Raw genomic sequence first — 26,332 nt, 5'->3', positions numbered from 1 at the left:
GCTTGGTCAAGCAATGACCAAGCCGCGTGCAAAAATTTAGTGTTGTTGCAATTTCAACCACTGCGCCACACCCCAGCGTTGCGTCGGCCGCTTAAGCTGCGCGGCGGCTTCTGCCAGCGGCATTAACATCAAGGTGTTGAAGTCTTCCAAGGGTTCTTGAACTTTATGCAAGTCAGAACAGGCATAGAACGTCGCCGGGTGATAATAAGCTGTTTGGCGGTGGTGTGAATAGAAATATTCAGACGCCGTGCCGAGCTTCTCACCGATGGTCACCGCCACGCCGAATTCTTCCAGCAATTCTCGGCGGATGGTTTCGGCATCACTTTCACCAGGTTCGACTCCCCCGCCTGGCAGAAATAAGGCATGATCAGGCGCCCCTAAGATCAACAACCGCTTGCCGGTGTGATCCGGGATCACCGCGTAGACACCTACGCGCTTCTTATAATCAAGCTTAGGATCTTTAATGCCGAATACCGGATCGTGTACCATGAGTCAGTCAGCCTCCAACTTTTTCTCTCATTATAGCCTTACGAAAGTCTAATTCATAGGAGGAATTTCAATGTCTCCGCTTCTCTTCTTGCCGCTGATCGTGCTTACGATCGCCTTTGCCGCCAGCTTCAGCATCGAACCGCGCCGCTTGTTAAACGGCTGGCTGTTCAACTTGTGGGCCGCGGCGGCATTAGGCACTGCCGCGTTCTTGATCCTCAACAGTCGAAACCGCCTGTTGATCGCAGTATCAGCCACACTGTTCATCATCGCCATCATGCTGGTGGCCTTGTTGTTTGCCTTGCACTTGCTGTGGCTGGCTTGGAATGCTTGGCTGGTGTGGCGGCGCGAAGGCCATAATCTCGGCAACATGTTGACTTTGCTGTTGGCAATAGGCTTGTTGCTGCTGGAAATCGGCGCCAGCTTCGGCCGCCAATACCTGCCAGATCCGCTGTATAACGGCTTAGCAGTATTCTTTAGCTTAACGATCTTGTATGTGTTGTTAGGCTTGTACAATTTCTTAACCGTGCTGGTGTTATACAACCTGCGCCCGCTGCGGCACAACAAAGACTTCTTGATCGTGCTAGGCGCCGGTTTGCTGCATGGCGACACCGTCAGTCCTTTGCTGGCAGCCCGCATCAATGCCGGCATTCGCTTCTACCGCAAGCAGCAAGCCCTCAACCGCCCTTGCAAGCTGCTGTTCTCCGGCGGCCAAGGGCCAGATGAATTGTTGCCAGAAGGCTTGGCCATGCAGCGCTACGCCTTAGCCCAAGGGATCCCTGAAGCAGACACCTTGGTGGAAAACCGCTCAACCACCACGCTTGAGAACATGCGCTTTTCTGCCAAAATGATCCAAGCCCTTGGCGGCGGCAAGGCGGCCTTTTTCACCAATAATTACCACCTGTTTCGCGCCGGGATCTACGCCAAGCAAGCCGGTTTAGCTGCTAACGGCCATGGGGCCCAAACCAGTTTCTATTTCCTGCCCAATGCGGTGATCCGCGAGTACTTAGCCATGGTGGTGCTGCACAAGAAGCGGCATTTGGTGATTTTTGGCTTGATCAGCTTACTCAGTATCGGTATCGGGTTGGTTCAAGCATTGGCACGGTGAAACAATTTTTGTATAATTGACCTAAAGGGGGCTTTCATCGTGCTCAAAGAATTCCGACAGTTCATTATGCGCGGCAACGTCTTAGACCTCGCCGTTGGGGTCATCATCGGCTCTGCATTCACCGGTTTGGTCACCAGCTTGACTAAGAACTTGATCAATCCGATCTTGGCGCTGTTCACCCGCAGCACCAACTTGCAGTCGTTAAGCTTCACCTTGCTTGGCGCCAAGTTCACTTATGGGGTATTCCTTAACGACGTGATCAACTTCTTGATCATCGCCTTCGTGGTGTTCCTGCTGGTCAAAGCCGCCAACAAAGTTCTGCCAGCCAAGAAATCTGCACCTGCTGGCCCTACCAAAGAAGAAGCGTTACTCACGGAGATCCGTGACCTACTCGCAAAAAGAGGCAATAATTGAAAAAATACAGATGGTTAATTGAACTCGTCGTCTTATTGGTGGCGGTGTTCGTCGGCGTTCAGCTGTTGATGACGCAAGTGGTTTCCAAAGATGTCGTGTCTGGCAACTCCATGCAGCCGACTTTGGAAAACGGTGATCGCCTATACTCGCTGCGCCACAAGCAAGTCAAGCGCAACGATATCGTGGTGATCAACGCCCCAGACGCACCTGGCGAATTGTACATCAAGCGTGTCATCGGCATGCCTGGCGACACTGTGAAAGTCCAGAATGAACGCTTGTATGTCAACGGCAAGCTGCAAAAGCAGCCTTACTTGAAAACCAGCTTCATGCGCAAAGAAATCACCGACTGGGCCAAAGCCAATAACCGCTCCAGCACCGGCGTCCAGTTCACGCAAGACTTCGATATCGCTACAGATAAGGCGACGCAATCCGAACACGTGCCGCAAGGCGAATACTTCGTCATGGGGGATAACCGCTTCGTTTCCCACGACGGCCGCGCCTTTGGTTTCATCCCTAAGAGCAAGATCCAATCCGTTGTCGTGTGGCGCTATTGGCCACTGACACAAATGAAGACGTACTGATCAAAAATGCCGTTTCACCGCATAATCGCGATGGAACGGCATTTTTGATATGGGCCAGGCCGGAAAGGGTGACCGGGAGCAGCTGGAACTACGGCCAAATGGCGTGGAACGGGGTGGGCGGCGGACGAGCTAACTCGACAACTCCGCTACGCTGCGCCTGTCGAGTGGATCTCGTCCACGCGCCTTGTTCTAGGCGCCTACGCGCTTTGCGCTCCGTTGCCAAGAACAACGACACCCCTGACGCCATTTGGCCTCCGCCCCAGCCGCTCCCGGTCACCCTTTCCTTCTGAGTTTGTTTCAAGTGACGCAATTTGTCGATTAACATTGATCCGGCGGAATTCTATCCAATGACGAATCATGTAGGGCTGGTATTGCGTAGTGCCGCTTGCCCCACGCCGCGCAGCGAGCCCTGTTCGGCAGCTCACAACAACGTCGCCAAATGTGCCTCAACGGCGTCTGTGGGCATGGTTTGGCCGGCCCACAACTTGAAACTGGCGGCGCCTTGCGCCACTAGCAAGGCCAAACCGTTAAGCGCATGTGTCACGCCGGCAGCTTGGGCTTGGGCCAACAACCGGGTGTGCAGCGGCGCATACACCATATCTAACACCACATGCTGCGGCGTCAACACGCTGGGGTCATTTAGCGGCGACAGGGCTGCTTGCTCAGCCATCCCCAAGCTGGTCGCATTGATCACCACTCGAGCATTGACCACCGCGTCATTGACAGACGCCGTATCACTCAGCGCAAGCACTATGATCTGACACTTTGGCGCATTGGCACGCACATGCTCAGCCAGCGCTTGAGCAGAAGTTTGGGTGCGATTAACAATGGTCAACTTGGCCAAACCGTTCTGGGCTAGGGCCAGCGCAGCAGATTGGGCCGCGCCGCCTGCGCCAAACAACACTGCCTCGCAATTGCTTAACACCAGCGCTTGCGGCAAGGCCTGCACCAAACCGATACCATCGGTGGTGTAGCCGGTCAATTCGCCATTGCGATTAACGATGGTGTTAACTGAATGGGCCAATTGCGCCAGCGGATCGATATGGTCTAACAGCGGCAACACCGCTTGTTTCAGCGGCATCGACAAGTTCACCCCACCCATATGTAAGGCCCGCAAGCCGTCAATGGCTGCCGGCAAGGTTTCTGGCGTAACATCGAAAGCCAAATAACGCGCATTGATGCCAAGTCGGTCAAACGCCAAGTTATGCATCGCCGGCGACAGCGAATGCGCCGCCGGGTGTGCGAATAATCCGTAAAGTGTGGTGTGTCCGTCGATCAAGCCTGTTCCCCCTGTAATTGTAGAATCGTCGCCACTGAAAGCTGCCCTGGCGCACTGGCATCCCCTAATGTGGCAAACGTTAAGCCCGGGGCAAAAGCCCCAGAAGCCACCCGCGTCAGTTGGCCTAATTCGCCCATCCCGATGATGATTGCCGGCTGCGGCAGGGTCAATTTCGCCCAAGCCAACAGCGCCAACAAGTTCAAGGTGTCTGTGGCTTGTTGCGGCATGGCCGCAAGTTTCACCACATCGCCCCAGCGGCTTTGCGATTGCAACAGCGCTTGGCCGTCTTCAAAGCCTGGGGTTTGGTGAAAATCATGCTGGCTGGCCACAACTGCAACATCATTGGCGTGTGCAGCTTCAACCAAGCTTTGCCGCGGCACCGGCGGGACATTGGCTTCAATATCGATGGCATCCGGACCAAAATCGAGGATCCGCCGATATAAGGCCACATATTCGGCCACATCGCCGCCAAACGCCCCGCCTTGGGCCTTGGTGCGGATGGTCACCAGCACCATTTTGCCGGCTTGATGCAAGCGAAAAAGCAAATGTGCAGCGGTGTCATCATCTACTGTGGGCCAAGCGTCCAGCCGCCATTCTGCCACTTGCGCGTCGCTTTCGCACACTGCTTGTGCCGCTTGTAACAACGCTTCAGGATCAGTTGCCACCAGCGGCACCGCAATGGCTGGCACCTGAGCTGACAGCGCTTGAACAAATTTCTTCATGCGTCTTCACTCCAAGAATGCAGGCAAGTCCGCCAATGCCACCGGATGCAGCACTGGCTCGCCCAGCTGCTTCAATAAGACTAACACCACGGTATCGTGTTTGACCTTCTTGTCCATGCGGATTTGGGCGACTAATTTAGCCACCGGAATGTCGGGATAATGTGTCGGCAAGCCAACTGCCTCAAGCCGCGCGCGCAATTGATCGGCGGTACCAGAGGCGGTTAAGCCTCGGCGTTCGCTGATTTGGGTAATCGCGATCATCCCCATGCTGACAGCTTCGCCATGCAAGGTGTCTGGCACCAATAACTCCACGGCATGCCCTAAAGTGTGGCCAAAGTTCAAGAAGCGCCGCGCACCGGTGTCCCGTTCGTCATCAACCACCAGCGCCGCTTTGGCGGCAATGGCATAGGCTGAACATTCTGCAGCATGGGCCAAGAGGCTTTGCGGCGAATCGATTTGCATGATCAATTGCCAAAAGCCTGGCTGATCAGACATCGCGGCCATTTTGACCACTTCGCCGTAGCCTTCCACCAAGTTGCGCTGACTTAAGGTTTGCAAATGATCCGGATCAATGACGACTAAGTCCGGTTGATAGAAAGTACCGACGACGTTCTTGCCGGCGCCAAAATCCACCGCCGTTTTGCCGCCGACACTGGAATCGACTTGCGCCAGCAAACTCGTCGGCACTTGAATGTAAGGCAAGCCGCGCATGAATGTGGAAGCCACAAAGCCGGCCAAATCGCCAACGACGCCGCCGCCTAAGGCCACCACCGCGTCAGAGCGCGAGAAGCCTTGGGCGATCAAGTTGGTATACACCTGTGTTGCGCCAGTCAGCGTCTTGCTGGCTTCTCCGGCTTCAATCACCGTGGTGGCGGTGGTGAAACCGGCTTGTTCTAAACTCGCCACGGTTTCAGCCAAATACAGCGGTGCCACATTGGTGTCCGAAACGATCATCAACTTGCGCTTGGACCACACCTTAGCCACCAATTCCCCCAGCCGTTTGCAGGCGCCGGCTTCGATGATGATGTCATAAGGATGATCGGCTAAGGCAACGTGTTGCGTACTCATTTAAGCGCCTGACGCACTGCAGCAACGCGCTTGGTCATGTTCAAGTACAAGTCTGGGGTCAACGCCTGCGGGCCGTCAGAGAAAGCATGAGCCGGGTCGTCGTGGATCTCAACGATTTCACCATCGCAGCCAGTCGCCGCAGCCGCCACTGCCATTGGTGTCACCAAGTCCCGCACGCCTACCGCATGGCTTGGGTCAGCGATCACTGGGTAATGCGATAACTGCTTAAGCACTGGGATCGCCGCCAAATCGAAGGTGTTGCGGGTGTATTTGTTGTCGAAAGTCCGGATCCCGCGTTCGATCAAGAACACGTTCGGGTTGCCGTTAGCACGAATGTATTCAGCGGCGTTCAACAAGTCGTCGATGGTGGCAGACATGCCGCGCTTTAAGCCCACGGCGATTTTGGTTTTGCCGACTTCTTTCAATAAGCTGAAGTTTTGCATGTTGCGGGCCCCGATTTGGAAGATGTCGGTGTATTTGCCAACCATCGCCACATGCGGCACATCCATGACTTCAGTGATCACATCCATGCCTTGTTCGTCAGCAGCTTCACGCAAGAAGCGCAAGCCGTCTTCGCCTAAGCCTTGGAAAGAGTATGGCACCGTGCGCGGCTTGAAGGCCCCGCCGCGCAAGACTGTGGCGCCGCCTTCTTTGGCGAGCTTGGCCATTTTGCGCACATGGGCTTCGGATTCAACAGAGCACGGGCCGGCCATCATCACGAAGCTGCCGCCGCCGATAGTGGTATGCGGCAGCTTGATCACCGTGTCTTCCGGCTGGAACTGACGGCTGCCTAAGACAAAGCTTGGGTCGTTGGTGGTGATGCTTTCAATCTCAGCTGCTTCTTCTGGGGTCGGGGTGAAGTCTTTCACGCCGATAGCAGCTAAGTGAGTGCCAACGACTTCAACTTGGGCCGGAATGGCGGCGAGCTTTTGGGCAACTTGTTGGATGAGCGGGGATTGGGCTTTGAATTGAATAATCATAAGATGAATGCTCCTTCTAATTTAGCGTAAGTTCATGCTGCGCAATTCTTGCGCGGCGGACAATTGCAAGTAAGTGTCAGCGACATGTTGCGGGGTGAAGCCAAAATGGTTCATGACGCGCTCAGCGTTGCCGCTGGCGCCAAAGGTATCCATGCCCACCACTGCGCCATCAAGGCCGACGAACTGGCCCCAGCCTAATGGGCTGGCCATTTCTACAGCCACGCGGCGGGTGATGTTGTTTGGCAAGACGCTTTGTTGGTAATCGCGGGATTGTTGGGCGAACAATTCAAAACTTGGGATCGATACCACCGATACGAAGCGGCCGGACTTGGCCAACTCGATTTGCGCTTGCATCGCCAAGTGCACTTCTGAGCCGCTGGCCATTAAGATCCCTTCTTGGCGCTTGCCGGCAGGAACGCCGGAAACCACATAAGCACCGCGGGAAACCGGCGGGACTTTCTTGGACAATTGCGGCAAGTCTTGGCGGGTCAAGACGATCACCGTGGGGCCATTCTGCCGAGTCAACGCCACACGCCAGGCTGCAGCAGTTTCTTGACCATCGGCTGGGCGCAAAACCACAGTGTTGGGGATGCTGCGCAACATCGTGAGCTGCTCAACAGGTTCATGGGTCGGCCCGTCTTCGCCAACGGCAATGGAATCATGGGTGAACACGAAGGTCACTGGCAAATGCTGCATCGCTGCCAAGCGAATTGCTGGCTTGAGGTAATCGGAGAACACCAGGAAAGTTGAGCCAAAGACGCGCGAGCCGCCATGCAAGGCCATGCCGTTTAACGCAGCGCCCATGGCGAATTCACGAACGCCAAAGGCAATGTTGCGGCCTTCTGGATGCTCTGGGGAGAACAGCGGCGAGCCGTCGATCACCGTCTTAGTGGAGCTGGCCAGATCAGCGGCGCCGCCCCACATTTCCGGGGCCAACTTGGCAAAAGCGTTCATCGCGATCTTGCCGGCATCCCGTCCGGAGCAAAGTTCTGGGATCAAGGTGTTCGGCTGTTCTGGCAAAGTCGGCAAGAGATTCTGTGTGGCGCGGCCAAGGGCTGCCGCAACAGCTGCGGGTTGTTGTTTGACCTTCGCATGCCATGTTGCACAAGCTTGTTGACCGCGTTGGCCTAAGGTGTCGGCGAAGCGCTGGGTCACGGCCTCTGGCACTTCAAAATCAGGCAATTGCCAGTTGAAGGTGACTTTCAACGCGGCGTAGTCGGCTTTAGACAACGCCTTGCCATGCACGCCGTTGGTGCCTTGTTCGCGGGCGCCAAAGCCGATCACCGTGCGCACTTCGATCATCGAAGGCTGATCGGTGACGGCTTTGGCAGCGGTGATGGCCTCATCAATGGCATTCAAGTCGTTACCATCTTCAACTCGGCTGTAAGACCAGCCTTCTGCGGCACAACGCGCTGCCATGTCTTCACCAAAGGCCCGGGCTTTGCCGCCATCTAAGGAAACATCATTGGAGTCAAACAACACGATCAGCTTGCCTAACGCTTGATGCCCCGCCAAGCCCATGGCTTCATGAGAGATGCCTTCCATGAAGTCGCCATCGCCGGCAATGACGTAAGTGTAATGATCCACCAAGCCATCAAAGCGTGCGGCCATGTGGCGTTCAGCCATTGCCATGCCCACCGCCATGCCTAAGCCTTGGCCCAGCGGCCCGGTAGTGGCTTCAACACCATCGACCACGCCGTATTCCGGATGTCCTGGCGTGCGGCTGCCAAACTGGCGGAAATGGCGCAAGTCGTCGGTGGTGACGTTAAAGCCTGCCAAATGCTGCAAACTGTATAACATCGCACTGCCGTGGCCGGCTGACAACACGAAGCGATCGCGGTTGAACCACTTGGTGTCTTGTGGGGTGACATTCAAGTGGTTGCGGTATAACACATAAGCCATTGGCGCGGCCCCAAGCGGCAGGCCTGGGTGGCCTGAGTTGGCTGCTTGGATCTGCGCGACGCTGAGCATGCGGATCGTATTGACGGCTAAGTCGTCGGTGGAATCAAATTTCATGGTGTTCTCCTCCTAAATGTGGCAACAAGAACGCAAATGGCGCTGTCAGCTTCAGCCGATAGCGCCATTTGATCCAGTTAGTCCTGGAGAAATAAAAAGGCACACGGCTGAAATTCGCTCATCCGTGTGCTTGCCGTGTGGTTCCGATGATTCCTGGCATGCAGACGAATGTATCCCTCGCGAGCAGGGACACATTCGTGTGCTCCTACTCGCTAGAGAAAATACGCATACCAGGCATAATAGACAACTGTGTTCGTCTTCATGTTCATCATCAAAACCCCTTCTTCATGTGTTGAAATGAGCTTACCGCCGTCTGCAGCCAAAGTCAACCCAAAAATGTAAATTTGGTGAGAAATAATTAGAGCTGCATGGCTAATTATGGCAAAAGTGGGGAAAGGCCGAGCAAGGCCGGGCAGGGGCTGCTGCGCGGCGTGGGGCAAGCGGCGGCGCAGGCGGTGCGGCCGGGACTACGGCTAAATGGCGTGGCGACCGAAGTAGCAGGGCGGGCGCCTGACGCCATTTGGCCTCCGCCCCAGCTGCCCCCCGGTCGCACTTTCCTTTGTCACTCGTCTAAGTTCATACCTTCACCGATCGAACGTTAATCCTACAACGTTCCAACTCATGCCAATGATGTAGGGCAGGGATTGTGGAGTGGCATGGGGCAAGCGTCGGTCAGGCCGTGAAACGATCAGCAGCACAAGACAAGCGGGCTATGCTTGGCTTGCGCTGCTGATCGCGGCAAGAATCGAGACAAGCAGGTGAGCGCAGCGAGCGCTTGGCTCAATTCTTAGGCGCAAAACGCGCGCCTTTCAGCGCGGTTGGAGCCGGCCGCACCGCCTGCGCCGACGCTTGCCCCATGCCGCGCAACAACCCCTGCCCGGCCCTTTTCACACGCTGCTTATCAGTAAGTCTGCGCGTCGAAGCGGTTATAGTAATCTAAATAATATTTGCCGTTGGCCAAAGTCAATTTGGTCACGCTGGTGTTGTCCGGCTCTGGCAGACTCATGGGATCTTTAGGCTGCAAGGCCACTAACGCCGCGGCTTTGACGGTGAAGCCATGGGTCACGCACACCACACTTTGGGCCACATAATGTTTGGCCACGTCTTGCATAAAGTCGGCGACGCGCGTTTGCACTGCTTCAAAACTTTCACCGCCTTGGGCCACTTCAACATAACTGGGCAAAACATCGTTTAATACTGTATCAAACACTTGCGGATACTGTGCTTCAAGCTCAGCATTGCGCCGGCCATCCCAGTTGCCATAAGAGATCTCCAACAGCCGCGCATCTAATTGCGGCGTCAAGAGCTGCTTGGGGTCAAGCAAGGCCGCAGTTTCTTGAGTGCGGTCAAGCGGCGAGACAAACAAGGCCGCTTTGTCTTGTAAGGAGAACTGCGTGGCCAATTGTTGGGCTTGGGCCTGGCCGATGGCGCTTAAGTGCGTGCGCGCGTCATTAATGGTGCCTTGTTTGAGCCCCATGGCGTTGGCTGTGGTTTGGCCATGGCGAATGAAATAGAAAGTCGTCATAATATTCTCCTCATGATTATCAGCGTTTTTTAATGTTTCCTGTTGACGCGATATTCGCTTCGTGCTATCTTAGTTAACAACGAAGCGGAGGATGATTGCAATGCTTAAATTCAACTTTATCAATGCTAAGTCATCATCATGGTCATACACATCAGCTGTGTAGACCATCTTTGTGCTCACGCCAAGTGGTCTCACAGTTGCTTACTGTGAGACCGTGAATCTTGTATCATCACGCGCCTTCACAGGATTATTGTGAAGGCGCGTTTTTTTATTCAATTTAGGAGGATTATCATGGTTTATAATTTCGCCGCGGGACCGGCTGTCATGCCTGCCCCGGTTGTCCAACAGATCCAACAAGAGCTGCCCAGCTTAAACGGCAGCGGCATGAGCATCATGGAGATCTCACATCGCAGCGCCGATTTCGATGCGATCATCAACCAAGCCCAAGCGCGCATGCGCCGCTTAATGGCCATCCCCGATGACTATGCGGTGTTGTTCATGCAAGGCGGCGGCACCGGCCAATTCGCCGCAGCGCCATTGAATCTGGCCACCAAGCATCACCAAATCGCTGTGCTTGATTCTGGACAATGGAGCAGCAAAGCCGCCGCCGAAGCCGTGCGCTTAGACGTACCGGCGCAAGTGCTGGCCACCACCAAAGCCGACCACTATCGCCACTTGCCTAAGCTGCCTGCGCCGCTTGCCCAGAACACTTTTGATTATTTACATATTTGCGTCAACAACACCGTTGAAGGCACCGCCTACACCACCTTGCCAGACGCCGGTACCACGCCGCTGGTGGCAGACATGTCCAGCAATATCATGGCCCAACAATACAACGTGCAAGATTTTGGGATGATCTTCGCCGGAGCGCAGAAGAATCTGGGACCGGCTGGCGTGACGGTGGTGATCGTCAAGCGCAGCCTGTTGTCAGATGTCGTCGCGGTGCCTAGCGCGTTAGATTACAGCTTGTTTGACAAGAAGCGTTCGTTGTATAACACGCCGCCGGTATTTGCAATTTATGCCTTGAACCTGACGCTGGGCTGGCTGGAGGAACAAGGCGGCGTGGCGGAAATGCAGCGGCGCAACCTTGAGAAATCCGGCAAATTATACGATTTCTTAGATCAATCGCAATTATTCCACAATTACGTGCGGCCACAAGATCGCAGCTTGACCAATGTGGTGTTTAACACCAACGATGACGCCGTGGATAACGATGTGGTGCAACTCGCCGCTGCCCACGGCTTGATGAACCTCAAAGGCCACCGCAGCGTTGGCGGTTTGCGCGCCAGCTTGTACAACGCCATGCCGCTGGCCGGTGTTGATGCCTTGATCGATTGCTTATACCACTATGAAAAGGAGCACCGCTAATGTATCAAATCAAAACTTTTAACGCCATTGCCGAAGCCGGCTTGAAGGCTTTTGGCCCGAATTATCAACTCAATCAAACCGAAGACGCCGATGCGTTCTTGATTCGCTCGGTAAACTTACACGACTATGCTTTTCCCGAAAAGCTTAAGGCTATCGTGCGCTGCGGTGCCGGCTTCAACAACATCCCGCTAGATGTCGCCACCCATAATGGCACAGCGGTTTTCAACACCCCAGGCTCTAACGCCAATGCCGTTAAAGAATTGGTGATTGCGATGCTCATCATCGCCAGCCGCAACTTGTTCTCCGCAGCGCGCTATGCGGCACATAACTCTGGGGCAGATATTTCCACCCGCACTGAAGCTGAGAAAACCCAATTCAACGGCACCGAACTCACCGGCAAAACCTTGGCTGTCATTGGTGTCGGCCACGTCGGCGCCCGCGTGGCCACAGCAGCTGGCGACTTAGGGATGAAAGTCATCGGCTATGATCCTTACCTATCGGCTAACGACGCATGGCACATCCCCACCACCACCGTACGCGCCGCCACCTTGGAAGACGCGATCAAAGACGCCGATTATGTTTCGGTGCATGTGCCAAAGAACCCAGACACCATCAACTTGATTGGTGCCAAAGAACTGGCCATGATGCCAAAAGGCTGCGTGGTGTTGAACTTCGCGCGCGGCGGCATCGTGGATAACCACGCGGTATGCCAAGCACTTGATGCCGGGCATATCAAGCGCTACATGACGGATTTTGGTGAAGACGAATTGTTGAATCGCAACGACGTGTTGGTCACCCCGCATATCGGCGGCTCGACTTTGCAAGCCGAAGCCAACGGCGCGGTGCAAGGCGCCCAGCAGATCATGGACTTCTTAGAAACCGGCAATGTCGTGCATTCGGTGAACTTGCCAACGATCGAAGTGCCGTTCATTTCCAAGTATCGCTTAACCGTGATGCACCAGAACATCCCCAACATGGTCGGGCAAATCGCCACGTGCTTAGCCAACGCCAACGTCAACATCGAATCGATGTCTAATGCTGCCCGCGACAAGGTCGCCTACTCGATCATCGACACCAATAACTCTTTTGATAAAGACACTTTGCTCACGCAGCTGCGCGCTATTGACGCGGTTTATCGCGTACGCTTGCTGAAACATTAATCACTAACAATTGCGCCACGGCTTTGCCCCACGATTTGCACTTGAATCGCGGCGCAAAGCCGTTTTTGTGTCTTGGCGTTGCTTTGTCAAACGCGCCGATGTGCCTGATTGCTTGCCCGCTTTTGTCATCGCCGGCCCCAGAGCAATATTCTCATTAACGAATCATGCACAGCGCCTTCATTCATGCTATTATTAAGAAAATTCTTGGAGGATAACGATGCGAAATATTGGGAAATTATTCGTGCTGGACTGGCGCCGGCTGCTTAAAAGTCCGCCGGCGTTTCTGTTGGTGTTGGCGCTGGTCGTGATTCCGTCTTTGTATTGCTGGTTCAACGTATGGGCATTATGGGACCCCTACAGCAACACACAAGACTTGACGGTAGCAGTATATTCAGCCGATCAATCGGCGACTTTTAACGGGAAGCAAGTCGCGATCGGTGACGAATTGGTGACGCAACTGCATAAGAACAAGAAGCTGGGGTGGCGCTTCGTTGATTCTAAACAAGCTGTCACCAAAGGCGTGCGCTCTGGCAAATACTACGCCGGCATCGTGGTGCCAAAAGACTTCTCCAAAGACTTGTTGACCATTGTCCAAGGCAAAGTCCAGAAGCCAAAGCTGGATTATTACGTCAACGAAAAGATCAACGCCATCGCCCCGAAAATCACCGCCAGTGGTGCGACGACTTTGCAATCAACGATTTCCACGCAATTTGTCGACACAGTGGCCAAGACTTTGATGACCGAATTCAACAAAGCCGGCATTAAATTAGACGACAACTTGCCGATGATCCGCCGCTTTGCCACGCTGGTCACCAACACCAACCGCCAGCTGCCGACGATCGAAGGCTATCTTAAAGAAGTCGAAACCGTGCGCCACCAGCTGCCTGAGATCAAAACCAAGCTCAAAGCCGCCAACGACATGGCCGCTTACCTGCCGGAAGTCAACCAAATGGCCCATAAGCTGGTCAAAGCCAACGATTATTTGCCGATGGCCGAAGATGCCGGCCAATTGGCGGTGCAAGTCCAAGGCAAACTGCCGGAAGTGCAACAAGCCGGCCAGCAGCTGGCAATGGTCAATGACCATTTTGACACCTTGCAAGCAGGCGTTGGCAAAGCCATCACCGTCACCAATCAAGGCTTGGCGGTGATCGACAGCGTCGATGGCACCTTGCCTAGCCTCACTGCTTTTGGCAAGCACACGCAAAGTGCCTTGGCCACCACCAAAGATCAAGTCGTGCCGCAAGTTGAATCCGGCTTAAGCATCGTGCAAAATGCCACCGATGCCGGCTTGACCTTGATCAACACCGCCAACACCAAGCTCAGCCAAGACTTGCAAAGCCTCAACAGCTTGTTGGCTAATAACGAATTATCTGCTTCTGACAAACAAGCCATCGCCACCTTGCTTGAAGGCGTGGCCACGCGGCAAACCAATACCGCCGCCGTCGCTGAAAAACTCGCCGCAAGCCTCACCCAAGTGCAACAAAGCTACAACGCCTTGCATCACGGCGCGCAAAGCGCAACGCTGGATCAAGCCATTGCCCAGCTTAACGCCATCAGTACAGTAGCCACCAAACTGGCCGGCCAAGCGGCTGCTTTGGCCCAACAGGCGCCAAGCTTATCCACGCAGGCTTTGCAAAGCCGCGTGGCCGCCTTGCAGCAAACTGCGGACACTTTTGCCGGCGATGCCACCAAGCTGCAAAATCTCGGTTTGTCGGCGAGTGTGACCGCCTTGATCGGCCAATTCAAACAAGCCTTAACCAGCGCCAGCACCACCTTGGCCGATATTAACGATCAAGTGCTGCCCAAGCTCCCTGGCTTACTACATAACACCAAGGACTTATTGCAACAAGCCCAAACGATGCTGAAGCACGTGCAAACTCAGCTGCCGGCATTAAAGACTGAACTGGCTGATGCCAATACCTTGCTTAACGGCCACATGACCCAAATCACCGGCGGCATCAACACCATCGCGGCACTGTATCAGAATGATTTCCCTACGCTGAAAACCAAGTTGGCCACGGCGACGGCTTTTGTGAACCACGACTTGCCTGGCATCGAAACCCAGCTGACCACGGCGTTGAACTTGGCCAATCAGAAGCTGCCGGTGCTTGAAAGCGGCTTAAACCAGGCGCATGGCTTGATTCAAACCGACTGGCCGACTTTGAAAGACGCGATTCAAAAAGGTGCTGTCGCGATCAAAAAAGGCCAACAGTCGGTGGATCTGTCGCAGTTGCTGAAGCTGTTGCGCCGCGATGCCGGCAAAGAAGCCAACTTCTTGGCTGATCCCGTTTCGCTTAACGAACAAGATCTCTACCCGATCCCAACATATGGCTCGCAAAGCGCCCCGTTTTATCTGGCGTTGTGCATTTGGGTCGGGGCGCTGCTGCTGGGAGCGATCTTGATCACCGAATACCACCTGCCAGAAGAGCTGGCTGATGCCACCATCAAGCAGCAATACATCGCGCGCTGGTTGACGTTTGCCGGGTTGGGGATGGGCCAAGGGCTGATCGCGGCTTTAGGCAACATCTTCTTGATCGGCACTTATGTGGTCAACAAGCCTCTGTATCTGCTGTTTGCCATGGGTTTGTCGGTGGTGTTCGTGTCAATTTTATACAGCTTGATCTCGCTGTTTGGCAACATTGGCAAAGGCATCGGCATCATTATCTTAGTGCTGTCGATTTCCGGGGCCGGCGGGAATTTCCCGGTGGTCTTGTCTGGCAAATTCTTCCAGGCCATCAACCCGTGGCTGCCTTTTACTTACGCGGTGAATATGCTGCGCGAAACCGTTGGCGGTATTTACTGGCCGAATTTGTGGAGCGACTTGTGGCGCCTGGCCGCATTCGGCATTGTGTTCTTTGTTGGCGGCTTGTTGCTCAAAGGCCCGATTCGCCCGCTGATCGACAAAATGCACGAAATTTCCAAACGCAGTAAGATCATGGAATGATCTTGCTGCCCAACGCAAAACGGCTATCCCTTATGAATTCGTGAGGGATAGCCGTTTTGATTTGGTATTGCTGCTATTAATTCGTGGTCACGCGCCGATCGACAGACACATACACCACTCGCCGATTGCAATGCGCGACTTGCTCGGCAGTGCTTGGCATTGGCACTTGCACCCCAGCATCGATCATCCGCGCGATGGTGGCGCCGGCTAAGTGCGCGGTGCCGGCAATGGTTTCGCCCACGACTGTCACCCCTGCAACGTCTGGGCTGGTGAAGGTGAAGCGGTGGGCGGCATCGTCTTCATCTTCTGTGACAAACATCGGATACGTCAGAAACTGAAACATCATCTTGCCTCCTGAGTTTGTTGCGTTTGCTTTCCATTACCACCTTACGCCCTGCCGCTGCGGAATGAAAGCAGTTTCTCAAGAGAATTGTCGATTGTTTCACAAGCTTCTGCGCCAAACAAACAGCGATACGTCGCGATTCACCAAGAATCGTGACGCATCGCCGTTTGTTGACTGCAGACGCTTATTTCTTGAAGCGGTTTTCGAATAATGGGGAAACCGGCTTGTTTTCTTGGATCCGGGTGATGGCCCGCCCGATTAAAGGTCCCACGGAAACTTGGACCAACTTGGACAATTGCTGCTTCTTTTCTTCAGCCAATTGGATGGAGTCAGTGACGACGATTTGTTCGATCACTGAGTTCTCCAAGCGTTCAACGGCAGGGCCTGAGAAGATCGCGTGCGTCGCAGCCACTAAGACTTCAGTGGCACCGGCGTTCTTTAACGCTGCAGCCGCTAAGGTGATGGTGCCGGCAGTGTCGATCATGTCATCGATGATGATGCAGCGCTTGCCATCAACTTTACCGACGATGTTCATCACTTCAGCGACATTTGGCCGCGGACGGCGCTTGTCGATGATGGCAATTGGCGCCTTGAGGAATTCCGCCAGCTTACGCGCGCGGGTCACGCCACCGTGATCAGGCGAGACAACGACAGTGTCGTCACCAGTGTATTGGTTACGCAAGAAGTAATCCGCCAACAGCGGGGCGCCCATCAAGTGATCGACTGGGATATCGAAGAAGCCTTGGATCTGAGCGGCATGCAAGTCTAACGCTAAGACCCGATCAGCGCCGGCACGTTCCAGCATGTTGGCCACCAACTTGGCGGTGATTGGTTCACGCGAGCGCGCTTTGCGATCTTGGCGCGCGTAACCGTAATAAGGCAATACCACGTTGATCGTGTGCGCCGAAGCACGACGCAGGGCATCGATCATGATCAAGAGTTCCATCAAGTTGTCATTAACCGGCGCACTGGTCGATTGAATGAGATAGATATCATCCCCACGAATACTTTCTTCGATGTTGATTTGAATTTCCCCGTCGGAGAAGCGCTTGACGGATGACTTACCTAACTCAACACCCACTTCTTTGGCGATTTTTTCTGCAAGGGGCTTGTTTGAGTTCAAGGCAAAAATCTTCAACTTTGGATCAGCATAATGCTCTGGCATGGTTTCCTCCACCTGATTTAATTGGCACGTTCTACAGTACGGAACACAGAATCCGAACGATTCACCGATGACCTGTGCTCACACACGCTCTAGTATAACAAAAAAGATTTGTCTCTGGGGAGACAAATCTTAATGTAAGCGGGTGAAAAAAACAGATATTAATCTCACCGCCATGATTCGTTAATATTCGGCCTAGTTCCATTCCGGCGCATCGGCGATCGGCAGGCGCTTCCAGAAATCGGCTTTGTTCTCTTGGCGCGCCCGGGCAATCCCCATAGCATGCGTTGGCACGTCTTTGGTGATCGTTGAACCAGCCGCTACAAAGGAGTGCGCATCCAGCGTCACCGGCGCCACGATATTGGCATTTGAGCCGATGAAAGACTTGTCGCCTACTGTGGTGTGGAACTTATGCACCCCATCGTAATTGACAAACACCACGCCACAGCCGATGTTGATGTCTTTGCCCAAAGTGGCATCGCCGACATAGCTTAAGTGGCCTAACTTGGTGCCAGCACCTAATGTGGCTTTCTTGACTTCGCAGAAGTTGCCGATATGCACGCCTTCGCCGATGTCGGATTGCGGCCGCAAATGAGAGTTGGGGCCGATGTTAGAACCAGTGCGCATGATCGAATCTTCAATGGTGGAGCTGGTGATGCGCACATTGTCTTGGATCGTGGCGTTGATCAATTCAGAATGCGTGCCCACCACGCAGTTGGAACCGATGGTGGTGTGGCCTTTAAGATAAACGCCAGGTTCAATGATCGTGTCGCTGCCAATGGTGACATCTGCATCGATATACGTCGTTGCCGGGTCGACCATGGTCACGCCGTTTTTCATATGCGCCACATTGATACGCTTTTGCATCGCCTTGGTGGCTGCCGCCAGTGCCACGCGGTCGTTAACACCCATGGATTCGGTGAAGTCTGCCATGGTATAAGCGCCGACTACGGCCCCTTGCGCCTTTAGAATCTCGATAACATCAGGCAGGTAATATTCGCCTTGCGCGTTGTCGTTGCCGACTTGATGGAGTGCGGCAAACAGACTTTGGTTGTCGAAACAATACACCCCGGTGTTGATTTCTTGAACCTTGGCTTCTTCTTCAGTGGCGTCTTTTTGCTCGACGATCTTTTGCACCGAGCCGTCTGCGTTGCGAATCACACGGCCATAGCCAAAAGGATCCGGCGCCACAGCGGTGAGGACGGTGGCTTTGGCGTGAGTCTGTTCATGATAAGCAAACAATTTCTCGAAGGTGTCTGCGGTAAATAACGGCGTGTCGCCGCTGACGATCAAGGTCATGCCGGCTTTGTCGCCTAATAAAGGCTCCGCTTGCAACACCGCATGGCCGGTGCCGAGTTGTTCGGCTTGCACGGCAAATTGGGTGCGGTCGCCTAGCGCTTCTTCCACCGCTTCGGCACCGTGGCCGACGATGGTGACGATGGCGTCTTGGTGGGTCTTCTCAACTTGGGTCAACACGTGGTCGACCATCGGCTTGCCACATACTTGATGCAGAACTTTATACAGTGAAGACTTCATCCGCGTGCCTTTACCGGCGGCGAGAATGATCGTAAATTTAGCAGACATGATAGACTCCTTTGGTGAAACGGATTTACTTATATGATAGCCAATCGCCGCCTTCATGACAAGGACAAGCCTGGGAGGTACTGGCGACTATACCAATGACCGGGGGCCGGAAACGGTACCTGGTGGCCACGGTGTGCTCCGGTCAGATGGCGTGGCGACCGAAGTAGAGGGGGGGGCGGCGGAAAGGGCGACCGGGGGCAGCTGGGACTACGGCCAAATGGCGTGGAACGTGGTGGGCGGCGGACGAGCTAACTTTGCGTCTCCGCTTCGCTCCGCGCGCAAAGTGGATCTCGTCCGCGCGCCTTGTTCTAGGCGCCTACGCGCGTTGCGCTCCGTTGCCAAGAACAACGACACCACTGACGCCATTTGGCCTCCGCCCCAGCTGCCCCCGGTCGCCCTTTCCTCCATCTTACGTTTCAGATTAAGATAATCGCCACGCAAACATTGAGCTGACGATATCTGGAATAGGTGTTACAGCGCAACGTGACTACACTGCGCTGAGTTGACTGACCCTGGCCGCTCCCTTCCTCCACAACAGTTTCGCCCTGCGCTATCTATCATTCGAAATGTTGAGCTGCCTTGATCCTACCCTACCACGAATATGTAGGCCAGGTGTTGCGAAGCAGCGTGGGGCAAGCGGTGGTCAGGCCGCGAAACAATCAGCACAGCGAGACTTGCGGGCTGTGCAAGGCTTGCTGTGCTGATTGCGGCAAGTTCTGAGACCGCGCTGAGCGAAGCGATGCGGGCTCAGAACTTAGGCGTAAACCACGCGCACTTTGCGGGGTTGAAGCCGGCCGCGCCGCCTGCGCCACCGCTTGCCCCACGCTGCGCAGCAACACCTGACCGGCCGCCACAACTAAAAAGTCGGCGCATCACCCTGACAGGTCATGCACCGGCTGTGGTTACTGCTCTTTTGCTGCTTTGATGCTGCTGGTTTGATGGGTCTTGCTCCAGACTTCATAGAAATAATGATTGTCGCGAGTGACCAGCTCCCACAAGAAGTTCAACACCACAAAACCCACGATCACGCCAAACAGCACCATTAACGCCACATTAAGTTCGCTTTGATGCATCTTGGAGAAGACTTCTTGAAACATCACCAAGAAGCCCCGCACGCTTTGCAACACCACGCCGTACAACAACACGGCCCGCCACAACAAACGCCAGAAACCGGCTGGCTGGCCGGCTTGATCAACCACGCGAATGCGCACCAGACTTTTGCCCCAAGTGGCACCATGATTGAACGTCGGCACCAGCACATGCAAGAAAAACAGCGGCAAGATCGTTTGCAGCACCAAGCCTGGCAACAAGTTTTCAACGCCTAATAAGCGTGCCAAGAGGCTTAACAAGCCGGCGATGATACCAAACAACACCACATTATCAATGATGAAAGCCACCAAGCGCCGAGTCAGCGACACCTTCTGGCCGCGCTGGCGGCTGGCAGCGTCCATTTCATCACGCGTGGGAAAAGCCCGCATCAGCGTTGGCGCCAATAAGCCCCCGATCAAACCGCCGCTAGAGTTCAAGATCAAGTCATCCACATCAAACAAGCGATACGGCCGCGGATAATAACCATATAACCCGGACAGCTGGGTCAACTCAAAGAACAGCGACAGGCCCAACGCCATCAGCCACACCTGCCACAACGGGCGCTTGAAGTAATAACGCAAGTACACGCCAAAAGGAATCGTCAAGACGATGTTAAACGCCGGTTGAATGAAGCCCGGCTGCTTCAATGCGGCCAGCCAGGTGCTTGGATGCAGCGGCGAAAACACCGTGGTGTGCACGAATTCACGCAATGCCGTCAATGGCACCAAGTTGTAATGCGCCGTGGTTAATGCCGCCACACTGCTTCGGCTCGGCAGCGGCAGAATGATCAAGAAATACGCCGCCAGCATGTAGAACACGAAGCTGTACACGACGATCGCCCGCCACCACAAGAAACTGCCGTAGCGGCGATATTGCAAGATCAAAAAAGGCAGTGCCAAGACCAACGCCAGAATCGGGAAGGTCAGCACTGCCATTTTTACCGGATAAAGGTACGCACTCACTTGGCAAGCGCCTCTAAGCGCGCAAGGTTCTTGTCCAAGTAGTTACCAGCCACGGCATGCAGTGTGTTGGCCTTGGTGTCGACTTCATCGACGCGAATCAAGCTGGTGTAATCAGACACCATGCGATCCCCTGAGAAGTTGCCTTCTGCAAACACGGAAATGCCGACGAGCTTGGCGTCGAATTCGGCGATCAAGCTGCGCATCCCGTTGACAGTGCCGCCGCCTTTCATGAAGTCATCAACGATCAACACGCCGGAACCTGCCGCAAGCGAACGCTTGGACAGTTCCATTTTCTCAATCCGCGCAGAGCTGGCTGAGACGTAATTGACGCTGACAGTGGAGCCTTCGGTGATCTTGGAATCCCGGCGCACAATGACAAAAGGCACATTGAGGTATTGGCTGACGGATTGGGCGATCGGGATGCCTTTGGTGGCCACGGTCATCACGGCGTCGACTTTCTGGTCTAAGTATTGCGTGGCGATCAAGCGGCCGATTTGGCGCAGCACATCAGGCGTGCCCAGCAAATCGGATAAGTAGACATAGCCGCCTGGCAGCAGGCGATCAGTTTCGCTGAGGCGATTGGCCATGGCGCCGATGAAAGACGTCGCTTCGACCTTGCCCATGAACGGAATGTAACGCACCCCGCCAGCGGCGCCAGGAACGGTTTCTAAGATGCCGGTTTGGCGTTGGGCGAAGGTACGGCGGATGATGGCGAGATCTTCTGAAATCGAAGACTTCGCAGATTCATACCGCTTTGAGAAAAAGGTCAACGGCACCAAGGTGTGGGGCCGTTCTAATAAGTACCGCGTCATATCGATCAAGCGGTCACTGCGACGAACTTTCATGTGGTTAATCTCCTTAACTCCGAATATTTGCATTTTAACGGACTTCTGTGCTCTAATGTGCTTAATTATAGGCGGTTGTCCGTGAAATTCATAGAACTTTCTGATAATTTCTAACGAACGTTCGCTTATAAAAGCATTTTCCAACACACAAACAGTTTAATATTTTCCGACTTATAACCACTATTGTCAAGGATTATCGCCTGGTACCATGAATATTACCGAATATTCTTGGAAATGCGAAGACTTGTGTGAACGGCAATCTCGCCTGATCCATACTTGTAAGGCAAGGGTTGCGGAGCATCGCGGGGAAAACGTCGGTCAAGCCGCGCTACTTGCCCGGCCCCAAACACAAAACCGCCTCGCTTAGCAGTTGGTGAACTGTCAAGCCAGACGGTAAGGTTTAATATGGATTGTCTTTAACGCGCAGCGGTTGATAATCGCCATACTCAACTTGAATCGTGACATGGGCGATGTCGTAGCGCCTGCGCAGGCGATCGCCTAGCTTCTCCAGAAACCAATCGTTCTGCTCGGCACTGTCGCGCATCACATGCACCGTCAAGGCCACATCGGTGGTGCCTAGCGCCCACACATGCAAATCATGGCAGCTGACTACCGTTGGAAAATCTTCGATGCAGGCTTTGACCGCAGCCATGTCGATGGCTTTAGGCACTGCCGCCATAGCGAGATTCACGGCGTCTTTTAACAAGCCCCAAGTGCCGATCAGCACCACAATGGCCACGATGATCGATACGGTTGGATCCAGCCATTCCCAGCCAGTCAACAAGTATAACCCGCCAGCCAGCACTACCCCTAAGGAGACGCCGGCATCTGCGGCCATGTGCATGAAGGCCCCGCGAATATTTAAATCATGGCCTTGGCCGTGGTGGAACAACATCGCCGTGACGCCGTTGACCAAGATCCCAACGCCAGCCACCAGCATCACCGTGCCGCCTTGAATCGGTGCGGGATGCGCGAAGCGGCCAATAGCTTCCACGATGATCGCACCCATCGCCACTAATAAGAACACTGCATTGATCAGCGCGGCCAAAATCGAAGAGCCTTTGTAACCATAAGTGCGCCGCACAGTCGGCTGGCGGCAGGATAGCCACGCTGCAAACCAAGCGATCGCCAAACCTAACACATCGCTTAAGTTGTGCAAGGCGTCGGCCACTAAGGCCATGGAGCCGACTGCTACCCCGAAGCCGACTTCGGCAACAATGTATAAACCGTTGAGCATAATGCCCCACCGGAATGCGGCATTGGGTTTCGGATTTGTCATCGCAAGCGCCTCCTTTTGCCTTCATCTTGCCGATTCGCGCACCCCTTGTCAACGACCAAAAGTTAGCGTAACCATTCCGATAAAGTCGCCACCCTTAGGCGCACTAACGACGTCGTTTGCCAAAGCAGCGCAATAATTCTTTCTCTAAGCACGGGTTCACCGCATACAGGCCTAGACCTTTACGGCCGCGCTTCATTAAGATATTGGCGACATTTAAGATCACCGCTTCTTTCTCAGCCTCCCCTAAGCCTTCGCGGCGGCGCAGCGCCTCTTGATCTTCAAAGCGCGTCGAATCGACAATGAGCCTTTTGGCCACTGGGTCATAATCCAAACTCGGCCCTAAGATCACGCCGGCGTAATTCAAATCAAAGCCTTGGATCGTGTAAACCGACCCGACTTCATGCAAAGTCTCCGGCCGGCTGGCCCAAGGGCGATCGGTGAAGTTGATCTTGTCCCATGGCAAATGCAAGCGCCCGGCGTCGACCCACCAGGTGCGCGCGCCAAACACGCGAAACGGAAAGTCGGTAGTGGCGATCATGCGAGAAAGGCCAGCTTTTGCATCATGGGCTTTGACCCAATCATACAGCGGCACCCCATCGTCAAACACGCGCAGGTCGTAAGCTTGCGGATGCGGCATGGGCAGCAGCTGGCGCTTGGTAATGAAAGCATTAATCCAATTGCTGACTTGCGGGTCTTGCATGCGCATTTGCTGATGCAGGCTGGCAAATTCGACTACGTGTCCCGCCAAGGTTTTCGTCAACAAAGCCTCATCCCAGTGGCTCTTAAATTTCACAACTTGGTGGAAGTCTTCGACCAGCACCACTACATGGGCCAAGCGCATCAAATCGCTGAGCTGATTGTCGCCGCGATAGGCGTTAAAAGGATCGGCATGACTTAGCAACATCTGCGCTTCATCAACGAACACCACCGACGCACGTTGATGCTGCTTAGTCATACGATTGATAAAAGGCGTGGGCTTTTCATAGTCTTTCTTTAAGACATTCGGCGTGATGGCGGCAACTTCTTTGTAAACTTTAAGCATTTCGTTGTGATTCACCAGCAGATGCATCCCCGGCTGCCGCAATTTGGTAAACACCGCGTTTAAGACGACACTTTTGCCAGAGCCGGCGTCGCCTGACAGTACAAACACCGCGGCTTGTTCATCATGCTTGTGCGCTTGGATAAAGGCTTCGATGCGCGCGGTAAGGGCTTGTTGTGCCGCAGTGAGTTGCGCGCTTTGGCTTAACATAAACGTTGACTGACTCAGATCCATTGGTGCACCTCACTTTGTGGCAATTGTTTCACGTGAAACAATGATGGCAAACAAACAGCCCATGCTGCCATGGGCCTTACGTTAACGGACGCAATAAGTAAACTTCCGGGCAGAAACCTTTCATCGAGTTGTACACCCGTACCGCCCGCGTGTGTTTCTCACACAAGGCAAACACTGTAGGGCCGGAACCGGACATTTGCGCCGCTTGGGCCCCGAAGCGCAAGAAGCGGGCTTTGAGTTCGGTGATTTCCGGATACCGCCGCGCAGTCAAATGCTCCAGACTGTTAGCCATGCCGCGCGTCATCAAGCCAAAATCGCGGCTTTTCACCCCGGCGACTACGGCGTCAGTATTAGGCCGCGGAATATCTTTGGTATAATCCAAGGCATTCAAAATGCTTGGTGTGGACACCGAAGCTTTGGGCTTGGCCAATACCACCCAGAAGTTCGGCAAACCGCCTAATGGCTCCACCACTTCGCCGCGGCCGGTAACCAGCGCTGTTTGCGAATAGACGCAATATGGCACATCGGAATCGACTGCCAAGCCGATGTGGGCCAGTTGCGCTAGACTATAATGCAGCCCCCACAACTCATTGAGGCCGCGCAGCACCGCCGCGGCATCGCTGGAGCCGCCGCCAAGGCCTGCGGCGACGGGGATATGTTTCTCGATATGGATCTTGGCGCCTAAGTTAACGCCTGCGTGTTGGCGCAGTACCATCGCGGCCTTGTACGCGAGGTTGCGCGGGTCTTCCGGCAGGAATCCAGTGTCTGTAGTCACGCGCAGCGAATGATGCGGCCAGATGTGAACGTAGTCGGCTAAATCCACCGACGCCATCACCATCCGCCATTCGTGTTCGCCGTTAGGATGGCGATACAGCGCGTCCAGACTTAGGTTGATCTTGGCCGGGGCTTTTTGGATAATCGCCATACAACCACCAGTCTCGTTTCGAATTTACTTTATAGTATACCCGTTTCTGGCAAACACGGCAAAAAAGCCCAGAGCGGAGCAAAGCGGGCTTAGCGATGTGTGTAAGATGGCCTGAGCTAATGGCGGGCTTTGCCATAAGCTCGGGACAGCTTACACGCAATCGCGTTGCTTTGCGCAGCTCGACGATGACCAGAGCGAAGTGGCGCGCACTTAGCGATGGATATAAGGCGGGATGACATTTGGGCGCTCTTTGCCCAAGTGGCGTCACGACTTATATCACGCCGCGTTGCGCCACGCAGCTCGACGAAAGACCAGAGCGAAGTGGCGCGCACTTAGCGGGTCGGGTAGCCTAGCCGGCGTGCTTGAGGCGCCCTTTGCCTCGAGTGCGTCGGCGTAGCTAGCCGCACCCGCGTTGCGCCACGCAGCTCGACGATGCCCAGAGCAACGCGGCGCGCCTTCGTCAACGCCTACTGCTGCATCCGCCGCTTGAGTATCTGATCCGCAATGACCCAAACCAAGATCACGCCCCCGGTAACCAGCCACCATACAGGAGAATACTGGGTCAACATAAACTTCAATTCGATCACAATGACCACAACGACTACCAACAGGATGGTTCTTAATCTGCCTCGCTTATTGTACTTTTTCACAAAGATCTCCTTTATATGCCCCAGTGAACATCCAGCGCTTTGTTCAACGATCTTTTATGTGTCTTTACCTACCTGAATTTGCTATACTACGCGTGACAAGCTCTCCATGCACCCACTTAACATCCAGGTCAGCAACAAGTCACACAGCAAATTGTAACCGGATACAAAAATATTAACAACACGTGCTCAAGCAAATATCGATCGACTTTAACTTAAGGGAGGCAACAATATGAGCGCAATCATCAAGCGGCGGCTGATCATTGGCACCTGGCTGACAACCGTACTTTCCGCGATCGGCGGGCTGGTGCTGGTTTTGACTGGCCACCGCGAGTTTGGATTTACCGTGATCATCGTCGGGTTCGTAGCAATGCTGATCACGCTGCAGTTGCGAAAAGCCGCTTAACTCCGCCAGTGAGGTGATGTTGACATCATGCAAATTACCAGTTGTGTATTACCAGGCGAACACTCGGCTGAATGGCAACTTTTTACGCAACTCGCCGCAAATCAACTCTTGCCGACCAAAGGCATCCACCTGATTCTGCAGGTGGTTAAATCAGCCAGGCTCGCTA

General features: G+C 54.3%; 23 protein-coding genes. 7 read left to right on the top strand and 16 right to left on the bottom strand.

The annotated features are described in order from the left end of the window. Nucleotides 1-36 precede the first annotated feature (36 nt). Nucleotides 37-489 carry an NUDIX hydrolase gene (locus ACGG90_RS07565; RefSeq protein ID WP_390407896.1) on the bottom strand — a complete coding sequence of 151 codons (453 nt, stop codon included), beginning with the start codon at nucleotides 487-489 and terminating at the stop codon, nucleotides 37-39. A gap of 70 nt (nucleotides 490-559) precedes the next feature. Between ACGG90_RS07565 and ACGG90_RS07560 the strand changes: the two genes are divergently transcribed. The 3 genes from ACGG90_RS07560 to lepB are packed head-to-tail and all read left to right on the top strand — an operon-like array spanning nucleotide 560 to nucleotide 2,589. Continuing rightward, nucleotides 560-1,594, top strand: a complete 1,035-nt coding sequence (locus ACGG90_RS07560; RefSeq protein WP_390407893.1) for a YdcF family protein — start codon at nucleotides 560-562, stop codon at nucleotides 1,592-1,594. Between the two features lie 39 nt (nucleotides 1,595-1,633). Next, complete coding sequence (gene mscL / locus ACGG90_RS07555) at nucleotides 1,634-2,008, top strand: large-conductance mechanosensitive channel protein MscL (protein ID WP_390407890.1); 375 nt, start codon at nucleotides 1,634-1,636, stop codon at nucleotides 2,006-2,008. Beyond that, complete coding sequence (gene lepB, locus ACGG90_RS07550) at nucleotides 2,005-2,589, top strand: signal peptidase I (RefSeq protein WP_390407888.1); 585 nt, start codon at nucleotides 2,005-2,007, stop codon at nucleotides 2,587-2,589. Before mscL ends, lepB begins: the two co-directional genes overlap by 4 nt. 421 nt (nucleotides 2,590-3,010) lie before the next feature. Here the strand turns inward: lepB and ACGG90_RS07545 are convergent, their stop codons facing one another. The 6 genes from ACGG90_RS07545 to ACGG90_RS07520 all read right to left on the bottom strand — a co-directional run bounded on the left by ACGG90_RS07545 (nucleotide 3,011) and on the right by ACGG90_RS07520 (nucleotide 10,179). Continuing rightward, on the bottom strand, nucleotides 3,011-3,868 hold the full coding sequence (locus ACGG90_RS07545; RefSeq protein ID WP_390407886.1) for a shikimate dehydrogenase: 858 nt from the start codon (nucleotides 3,866-3,868) through the stop codon (nucleotides 3,011-3,013). After that, a complete protein-coding gene (gene aroD / locus ACGG90_RS07540; RefSeq protein WP_390407883.1) occupies nucleotides 3,865-4,590 on the bottom strand; it encodes a type I 3-dehydroquinate dehydratase in 726 nt (241 codons plus the stop codon). The genes ACGG90_RS07545 and aroD overlap by 4 nt, the downstream gene beginning before the upstream one ends. A 6-nt stretch (nucleotides 4,591-4,596) precedes the next feature. Next, on the bottom strand, nucleotides 4,597-5,658 hold the full coding sequence (gene aroB, locus ACGG90_RS07535; protein WP_390407881.1) for a 3-dehydroquinate synthase: 1,062 nt from the start codon (nucleotides 5,656-5,658) through the stop codon (nucleotides 4,597-4,599). Further along, nucleotides 5,655-6,638 (bottom strand): 3-deoxy-7-phosphoheptulonate synthase, encoded by a 984-nt coding sequence (aroF, locus tag ACGG90_RS07530; RefSeq protein WP_390407878.1) that lies wholly within the window; start codon nucleotides 6,636-6,638, stop codon nucleotides 5,655-5,657. Before aroF ends, aroB begins: the two co-directional genes overlap by 4 nt. Before the next feature lie 21 nt (nucleotides 6,639-6,659). Then, a complete protein-coding gene (gene tkt / locus ACGG90_RS07525) occupies nucleotides 6,660-8,654 on the bottom strand; it encodes a transketolase (protein ID WP_390407876.1) in 1,995 nt (664 codons plus the stop codon). A gap of 901 nt (nucleotides 8,655-9,555) precedes the next feature. Then, nucleotides 9,556-10,179 carry a histidine phosphatase family protein gene (locus ACGG90_RS07520; RefSeq protein WP_390407873.1) on the bottom strand — a complete coding sequence of 208 codons (624 nt, stop codon included), beginning with the start codon at nucleotides 10,177-10,179 and terminating at the stop codon, nucleotides 9,556-9,558. 288 nt (nucleotides 10,180-10,467) lie between these two features. Here ACGG90_RS07520 and serC point away from each other — a divergent pair, with 288 nt between their 5' ends. The 3 genes from serC to ACGG90_RS07505 all read left to right on the top strand — a co-directional run bounded on the left by serC (nucleotide 10,468) and on the right by ACGG90_RS07505 (nucleotide 15,651). Next, entirely contained in the window at nucleotides 10,468-11,547 is a 1,080-nt protein-coding gene (gene serC / locus ACGG90_RS07515) for a 3-phosphoserine/phosphohydroxythreonine transaminase (RefSeq protein WP_390408036.1), read from the top strand. Next, complete coding sequence (locus ACGG90_RS07510) at nucleotides 11,547-12,707, top strand: phosphoglycerate dehydrogenase (protein WP_390407871.1); 1,161 nt, start codon at nucleotides 11,547-11,549, stop codon at nucleotides 12,705-12,707. Before serC ends, ACGG90_RS07510 begins: the two co-directional genes overlap by 1 nt. 217 nt (nucleotides 12,708-12,924) lie before the next feature. Further along, nucleotides 12,925-15,651, top strand: a complete 2,727-nt coding sequence (locus ACGG90_RS07505; protein ID WP_390407868.1) for a YhgE/Pip domain-containing protein — start codon at nucleotides 12,925-12,927, stop codon at nucleotides 15,649-15,651. A gap of 76 nt (nucleotides 15,652-15,727) precedes the next feature. Here the strand turns inward: ACGG90_RS07505 and ACGG90_RS07500 are convergent, their stop codons facing one another. The 9 genes from ACGG90_RS07500 to ACGG90_RS07460 all read right to left on the bottom strand — a co-directional run bounded on the left by ACGG90_RS07500 (nucleotide 15,728) and on the right by ACGG90_RS07460 (nucleotide 25,763). Beyond that, nucleotides 15,728-15,994 (bottom strand): hypothetical protein, encoded by a 267-nt coding sequence (locus ACGG90_RS07500; RefSeq protein ID WP_390407865.1) that lies wholly within the window; start codon nucleotides 15,992-15,994, stop codon nucleotides 15,728-15,730. Between the two features lie 184 nt (nucleotides 15,995-16,178). Continuing rightward, a complete protein-coding gene (locus ACGG90_RS07495) occupies nucleotides 16,179-17,159 on the bottom strand; it encodes a ribose-phosphate diphosphokinase (protein WP_390407863.1) in 981 nt (326 codons plus the stop codon). 192 nt (nucleotides 17,160-17,351) lie between these two features. After that, entirely contained in the window at nucleotides 17,352-18,740 is a 1,389-nt protein-coding gene (gene glmU / locus ACGG90_RS07490; RefSeq protein WP_390407860.1) for a bifunctional UDP-N-acetylglucosamine diphosphorylase/glucosamine-1-phosphate N-acetyltransferase GlmU, read from the bottom strand. Between the two features lie 902 nt (nucleotides 18,741-19,642). After that, complete coding sequence (locus tag ACGG90_RS07485) at nucleotides 19,643-20,791, bottom strand: VanZ family protein (protein ID WP_390407858.1); 1,149 nt, start codon at nucleotides 20,789-20,791, stop codon at nucleotides 19,643-19,645. Then, nucleotides 20,788-21,636: a pur operon repressor gene (purR, locus tag ACGG90_RS07480; RefSeq protein WP_390407855.1), complete on the bottom strand. Its 849-nt coding sequence runs from the start codon at nucleotides 21,634-21,636 to the stop codon at nucleotides 20,788-20,790. The genes ACGG90_RS07485 and purR overlap by 4 nt, the downstream gene beginning before the upstream one ends. 400 nt (nucleotides 21,637-22,036) lie before the next feature. Continuing rightward, nucleotides 22,037-22,915, bottom strand: coding sequence for a cation diffusion facilitator family transporter (locus ACGG90_RS07475; RefSeq protein WP_390407852.1), 879 nt, complete (start codon nucleotides 22,913-22,915; stop codon nucleotides 22,037-22,039). A 103-nt stretch (nucleotides 22,916-23,018) separates the two neighbouring features. Beyond that, a complete protein-coding gene (locus tag ACGG90_RS07470) occupies nucleotides 23,019-24,188 on the bottom strand; it encodes a DUF2075 domain-containing protein (RefSeq protein ID WP_390407849.1) in 1,170 nt (389 codons plus the stop codon). Nucleotides 24,189-24,264: 76 nt separating this feature from the next. Beyond that, a complete protein-coding gene (ispE, locus tag ACGG90_RS07465) occupies nucleotides 24,265-25,113 on the bottom strand; it encodes a 4-(cytidine 5'-diphospho)-2-C-methyl-D-erythritol kinase (protein WP_390407848.1) in 849 nt (282 codons plus the stop codon). Between the two features lie 467 nt (nucleotides 25,114-25,580). Further along, complete coding sequence (locus ACGG90_RS07460; RefSeq protein ID WP_390407845.1) at nucleotides 25,581-25,763, bottom strand: hypothetical protein; 183 nt, start codon at nucleotides 25,761-25,763, stop codon at nucleotides 25,581-25,583. 229 nt (nucleotides 25,764-25,992) lie between these two features. On the opposite strand from ACGG90_RS07460, the gene ACGG90_RS07455 reads away from it, so the two are divergent. Beyond that, the gene (locus ACGG90_RS07455; RefSeq protein ID WP_390407843.1) at nucleotides 25,993-26,166 is read left to right on the top strand and encodes a hypothetical protein; all 174 of its coding nucleotides are present in this window, start codon (nucleotides 25,993-25,995) and stop codon (nucleotides 26,164-26,166) included. Nucleotides 26,167-26,332: the final 166 nt, after the last annotated feature.

Source organism: Lacticaseibacillus jixiensis (assembly GCF_042847315.1).
In the GTDB taxonomy this organism is placed as follows: Bacteria; Bacillota; Bacilli; order Lactobacillales; family Lactobacillaceae; genus Lacticaseibacillus; species Lacticaseibacillus jixiensis.
Note: the sequence above shows the minus strand (reverse complement) of the source record. Positions and strands in the feature narration are given on the sequence as shown.